This is a genomic window from Microbacterium umsixpiens, from assembly GCF_053543675.1.
On record NZ_JBLVOH010000017.1, the window covers coordinates 7,314 to 13,622 of the forward strand.

At 71.1% G+C, this 6,309-nt stretch carries 6 protein-coding genes; all 6 read left to right on the forward strand.

The features are described from left to right. Window positions 1–276: 276 nt before the first annotated feature. The gene (locus ACNPM4_RS01610) at window positions 277–1,227 is read left to right on the forward strand and encodes a LacI family DNA-binding transcriptional regulator (RefSeq protein WP_448984472.1); all 951 of its coding nucleotides are present in this window, start codon (window positions 277–279) and stop codon (window positions 1,225–1,227) included. Window positions 1,228–1,350: 123 nt separating this feature from the next. Further along, on the forward strand, window positions 1,351–2,514 hold the full coding sequence (locus ACNPM4_RS01615; protein WP_262001567.1) for a Gfo/Idh/MocA family protein: 1,164 nt from the start codon (window positions 1,351–1,353) through the stop codon (window positions 2,512–2,514). Between the two features lie 7 nt (window positions 2,515–2,521). Then, on the forward strand, window positions 2,522–3,694 hold the full coding sequence (locus tag ACNPM4_RS01620) for a dihydrodipicolinate synthase family protein (protein ID WP_448984473.1): 1,173 nt from the start codon (window positions 2,522–2,524) through the stop codon (window positions 3,692–3,694). Next, entirely contained in the window at window positions 3,691–4,557 is an 867-nt protein-coding gene (locus ACNPM4_RS01625; protein ID WP_372468837.1) for a sugar phosphate isomerase/epimerase family protein, read from the forward strand. The genes ACNPM4_RS01620 and ACNPM4_RS01625 overlap by 4 nt, the downstream gene beginning before the upstream one ends. A 44-nt stretch (window positions 4,558–4,601) precedes the next feature. Continuing rightward, complete coding sequence (locus tag ACNPM4_RS01630) at window positions 4,602–5,366, forward strand: sugar phosphate isomerase/epimerase family protein (protein ID WP_448984474.1); 765 nt, start codon at window positions 4,602–4,604, stop codon at window positions 5,364–5,366. Window positions 5,367–5,394: 28 nt separating this feature from the next. Beyond that, window positions 5,395–6,309: LacI family DNA-binding transcriptional regulator (locus tag ACNPM4_RS01635; RefSeq protein ID WP_448984475.1), on the forward strand; the 915-nt coding region annotated here is incomplete at its 3' end.

The following is a 6,309-nucleotide window of genomic DNA, read 5'->3' on the forward strand; positions in this document are numbered from 1 at the left end:
GCGCCGAGCGCGGTGCCCGGATCGTCGTAGTAGATGAGCTCGCGGCCGTCGGCGAGGGTGGTGGCGCGTTTGACGACGCCGGCGCCGAGGGTCTCGGTGCGCAACTCAGGAAAATCGTGCGTGTTCACGTAAACATGGTAGCCACAGGGCCGTGATAACGTCAACATTGCGGAGTTGTGCACGGGCGGCGAACGGAGAAAGTGCGTGGGAGACGAACGCGACCTGGTCGGGGAACCGCGCTCGGGACGGCACGGATCACCGTCCGGACGTGTATCGATGGCAATGGTCGCCGCCCGCGCCGGGGTCTCTGGTCAGACCGTCTCCCGTGTCGTCAACGGCAGCCCGCGCGTCGACCCGGACACCCGCGCCCGCGTCGAGAGCGCGATGGCCGAGCTCGGGTATCGCCCGCACCGTGCCGCCCGCGCCCTGCGCACCGGACGCTCGCAGACCATCGGCCTCGTCGTCACCACCCTCGCCACGGTCGGCAACTCGCGGATGCTGCAGGCCACGGCCGAAGCGGCGGCGGAACGCGGCTACGCCCTGACGCTCGTGACCGCGACCGGCGGCGTCGCCGAGGCGTTCGAGCGGCTCGCCGAGCAGGAGGTCGACGGCGCGATCGTGCTCAACGAGGCCTCGGCACTCGTGCCCGCGACGCAGCCCCCCGAGGGACTGCGCCTGGTCGTGGTCGATGCGCCGACCGACGCGGGGGTCACCTCCGTGCACAGCGACCATGCGGGCGGTGCGGCTGCGGCGACGGCTCGGCTCCTCGCCCTCGGACGCGAGACGGTGCACCACCTCGCCGGCCCCGAAGATTCCTTCGCGGCCGCCGAACGCGAACGGGGGTGGCGAGCGGCCCTCAGCACCGCCGGCATCCACCCGCCCGCCGTGGTCCGCGGTGACTGGAGTGCCGACTCGGGATACTCGGCGGGGGGAGCGCTCGCCGGAGCATCCGCGGTCTTCTGCGCCAATGACCAGATGGCGCTCGGACTGATGCGCGCCCTGGCCGAGTCCGGCCGCCGGGTGCCCGAGGATGTCGCGGTCATCGGCTTCGACGACGTGCCGGATGCGGCGAACTACCGTCCGCCGCTGACCACGATCCGGCAGGACTTCGCCGCCCTCGCCCACCGTGCGGTCGCAGCGCTGGTCGATGCGATCGAGGGTGCCCCGCGGTCCGAGGGCTCCGCGGTCATCCCGACCGAGCTCGTCGAGCGCGACAGCGCGGGCTGACCTCGGGCGCGAAAGCGCTTCGGTTGCGTTCGGCTCTCGTCTCGTGGCATGATCTCGGAAAGCGCTTTCCACTCACGGTCGAGAGGAAGCACCGACAGCTTCCCGCGAAAGAAACGGAACACCATGACCCAGGCGAACACCCGCGAGATCGGCATCATCATGAACGGCGTCTCCGGACGCATGGGATACCGACAGCACCTGGTGCGCTCGATCCTCGCGATCCGCGAAGAGGGCGGCATCGAGCTGCCGGACGGCTCCCGCATCACGGTCAAGCCGATCCTCGTCGGTCGCAGCGAGGCCAAGCTCGCCGAGCTCGCCGCGAAGCACGGCATCGAAGACTGGACGACCGACCTCGACGCCGCCCTCGCCGACCCCCAGTGGGAGATCTACGCCGACTTCCTGGTGACCAAGGCCCGCGCCACCGCGATCCGCAAGGCCATCGCCGCCGGCAAGGCGATCTATACCGAGAAGCCGACCGCCGAGTCGCTGGAGGAGGCGCTCGAGCTCGCCCGCCTCGCGAAGGAGGCCGGCATCAAGACCGGCGTCGTGCACGACAAGCTCTACCTTCCGGGCCTGCAGAAGCTCAAGCGCCTGATCGACTCCGGCTTCTTCGGTCGCATCCTCTCGGTGCGCGGCGAGTTCGGCTACTGGGTGTTCGAGGGCGACTGGCAGCCGGCGCAGCGCCCGAGCTGGAACTACCGCACCGAAGACGGCGGCGGCATCATCACCGACATGTTCCCGCACTGGAACTACGTGCTCGAGAACCTCTTCGGCGAGGTCAAGAGCGTATACGCGCAGGCGGCCGTGCACATCGCCGACCGCTGGGACGAGAAGGGCGAGCACTACACCGCCACGGCCGAAGACGCCGCCTACGGCATCTTCGAGATCGAGGGCGGCGTGATCGCCGAGATCAACTCGTCGTGGACCGTGCGGGTGAACCGCGACGAGCTCGTCGAGTTCCAGGTCGACGGCACGCACGGATCGGCCGTGGTCGGGCTGTTCGGTGCGAAGATCCAGCCCCGCAACGCCACGCCCAAGCCGGTCTGGAACCCCGACCTGGAAGACACCCGCGACTACGACGCCGACTGGCAGAAGGTGCCCACCAACGACGTGTTCCTCAACGGATTCCGTCAGCAGTGGGAGGAGTACCTGGTCTCCTACGTCGAGGGCACCGACTATCCGTTCGACCTGCTCGCGGGCGCCCGTGGGGTGCAGTTCGCCGAGGCCGGTCTGACCTCGAGTGCCGAGGGGCGCAAGATCGCCCTCGAGCCGCTGACCCTGGGCTGAGGCACGCATGAGCACCCTCCGCCTCCTCCGTGCGACCGGTGAGACCGCCGACGTCTCCCTCAACGACTCGGGCGCGTACACCCGTCCGACCACCCCGCTGCAGAGCCGGGTCGCCTACGCCGCCGCGCACGTGGTGCCGAAGGCGCACGCCGACAACACCCCGGGGCAGCCGGCCGACATCGACTGGGACGCCACGCTCGCGTTCCGCCGCAACGTGTACTCGTGGGGGCTCGGCGTCGCCGACGCGATGGACACCGCACAGCGGAACATGGGACTGGATGCCGCGGCCACGCGTGAACTGATCTCCCGCAGTGCCGAGGTCGCCCGGGAGGAGGGCGGCTCGGTCGTCGTCGGCGTCAACACCGACCACGTCGCCGAGACGCACATCTCACTCGAACAGGTCATCGCCGCCTACCTCGAGCAGCTGCACTTCACCGAGGAGCAGGGGGCCGGCCCCGTGCTCATGGCCTCCCGCCACCTCGCCCGCGTCGCGACGGATGCCGACGACTACCGCCGCGTCTACCGCGAGGTGCTGTCGCGCGCGACCGTTCCCGTGGTGCTGCACTGGCTCGGCACGGCGTTCGACCCCGAGCTGGCCGGATACTTCGGAGCCGACGACTGGCAGACGGCATCCGCGGTGCTGCTCGATGTGATCGAGGAGAACCCCGGCAAGGTCGCCGGCGTCAAGATGAGTCTGCTGAACGCCGAGTCCGAGATGTCGGTGCGGGAGCGACTCCCCGAGGGCGTGCGCATGTTCACCGGCGACGACTTCAACTACGTGAGCCTGATCGGCGGCGACACCGTCGGCGACGGCGCGGGGCACTCGGACGCACTGCTCGGGGCGTTCGCGGCGATCACCCCGGTGGCGTCGGCGGCGATCCAGGCGCTGGATGCTGGCGACCCGGAGGCGTACCTGCGCATCCTCGGCCCGACCGAGGAGCTCAGCCGACAGGTCTTCGCCGCGCCGACCTTCTACTACAAGACCGGTGTCGCCTTCCTCGCCTGGCTGAACGGGCACCAACCGGCGTTCCAGATGGTGGGAGGCCTGCACTCCGCGCGCAGCCTGCCGCATCTGAGCCGCATCGTCGAGCTCGCCAACGCCTCGCTCGCGCTCGAGCAGCCCGACCTCGCCCGCGAACGGTGGCACGGGATGCTGCGCCTGAACGGAGTGGACGCGTGAGCGCCGTGGATCCGCGCCTGTCGATCAACCAGGCGACCATCAAGTACGCCGACCTGGCCACGGCCCTGCGGGTCACCGCCGACGCCGGCATCCAGGCGATCGGACTGTGGCGCGAGCCGGTCAACGAGGTCGGCCTCGACATCGCGGCCCGGATGCTGTCGGACTCGGGGCTGCGCTTCACGACCCACTGCCGTGGCGGCTTCTTCACGCTGCCGGCCGGGGCGGAGCGGGATGCCGCGCTCGACGACAACCGTCGGGCGATCGAGGAGACCGCGACCCTGGCCGCCGCCGGTGCCGAGGGCTCGACTGCGGTGCTCGTGCTCGTCGCGGGTGGCCTGCCTGAGGGGTCGCGCGACCTGATCGGGGCGCGCGAGCGTGTCCGCGATGCGATCGGCGTTCTCGCTCCCGAGGCGAAGGCCGCGGGGGTCACACTCGCGATCGAGCCGCTGCACCCGATGTTCGCCTCCGATCGTGCCGTCGTCTCGACGCTCGGTCAGGCGCTCGACATCGCCGCCGATTTCGAGCCCGAGGTGGTGGGGGCGGCGGTCGACACCTTCCACATCTGGTGGGACCCGCAGGTGCTCGAGCAGATCGCCCGCGCGGGTCGCGAAGGCCGCATCGCCACCTACCAGGTGTGCGACTGGAAGACGCCCCTCCCGTCCGACGTGCTGCTCTCGCGGCATTACACCGGCGATGGGGTGATCGACTTCGGCTCGCTCACCCGTGCGGTCATCGCGACCGGGTACGACCGCGACATCGAGGTCGAGATCTTCAACGCCGACATCTGGGCGGATGCTCCTTCGAACGTCGTGCGCCGCACGGCTGACACCTTCGCCGCGGCCGTCTCCCCGCACCTCGGGTGACGCCCGCCGGTCGCCGGCAGGAACGGGACTGAGAGGATGACGCCATGACCCGCACCCGCCCAGGACTGTGCTCGGTGACCTTCCGCGCGCTCGCGCCCGAGCGGATCATCGAGCTCGCAGCGGATGCCGGGCTCGAGGCGATCGAGTGGGGCGGCGATGTGCACGTGCCGTCGGGAGACGTCGTCCGAGCCGGAGAGGTCGCCCGCCTCACCGCGGACGCGGGCCTCGCGGTCGCGTCGTACGGGTCGTATTTCCGCGCCGGAGCGGACGAGCCTCTGACCCCGGTGCTCGACAGCGCCGAGGCCCTCGGAGCCGATCGTGTGCGCATCTGGGCAGGCAGGATCGGCTCGGATGCCGCGACCCCCGACGACTGGAGCGCGGTGGTCGACCGACTGCAGGCCGCGGCAGCAGAGGCGGCGGGCCGCGGCATCGCCCTCGCTCTCGAGTTCCACTCCCGCACGCTCGCCGACACGGCGCCGACGACGCTGCGGCTCCTCGCCGAGGTCGGCAGCCCGGCGCTGTCGACCTACTGGCAGCCGACGGTCGGAGCCTCCGTCGACACCGTGCTGGAGGAGTACCTCGCGCTCGCCGCGCACACGAGCGCGGCCCACGTCTTCTCCTGGTGGCCGCAGGACGAGCGGCTGCCCCTGCGCGCGCGGGATGCGCTGTGGACCCGGTTCTTCGCGGCGGCGGCATCGGCCGAGGCGCCCCCACGGGATGCGCTTCTCGAGTTCGTGCCCGGCGACGATCCGGCCCTGCTCGCCCGCGAGGCGGCAGCGCTGCGCGACTATCTGGAGAGGCCCGCGTGACGAATTTCCGGGAAGTAGGCTCGGAGTCATGACCAACCCCGCATCCCCCGCGGAGCGGCCGTCGTCGGAGCGCGCCTCACGTCATCCCCGCGGCCCCGCGCCCACGCTGCACGACGTGGCTCGCGAGGCCGGTGTCTCCTTGGCCACGGCCTCGCGCGCGCTCAACGGCTCGGAGCGCAAGGTGGCCGAATCGTTCCGCGAACGCGTCGAAGCCGCGGCGGCGAAGCTCGGCTACACGGCCAACGTCTCCGCCCAGGCGATCGCTCGGGGCACGTCTCCCGTCATCGCCCTGCTCGTCGCCGACATCGCCGACCCCTACTTCGGGCTGATCGCATCCGGCGTCGCGCGTGGTGCCGACGAGCACGGACTGGTCGTGACCATCGCGATCACCGAACGCGATCAGGAGCGGGAAGCGCGGATCGTGCGCGCTCTGCGCGGCCAGCGTCCGCGCGGGCTGATCCTCGCGGCCTCGCGCACGCAGGAGCCCAGGGAGGTCGACACCGCGCACGAGCTCGCCGAGTTCGCCCGCCTGGGCGGCACGGTCGTCGCTTTCGGGCCGGACGGCGACGCGGATCGGCGCATCGAGATCGACAACCGTTCCGGCGCCGAGGCGCTCGGTCGGCGGATGGCCGAGCTCGGCTACCGCTCAGCGATCGTGCTCGGCACCGCCGAGGGCGTGCGCACCTCGGATGATCGTCTGGCCGGTTTCCGCGCCGGGTTCGAGGATGCCGGGGGCGCGGTGGAGAGCGTGCGGCGGGGGGACTTCCGGCGCGAATCGGGTGCGGCGGGCATGGCGGCCGCCCTCGCCGACGGGGTGCCGGCGGGAACCCTCGTCTTCGCGATCAGCGATGTCGTCGCGATCGGTGCGATGTCCGCCATCCGCGAGGCCGGTCGTGAGATCGGCGCGGACATCGCTGTCTGCGGCTTCGACGACGTGCCCGCG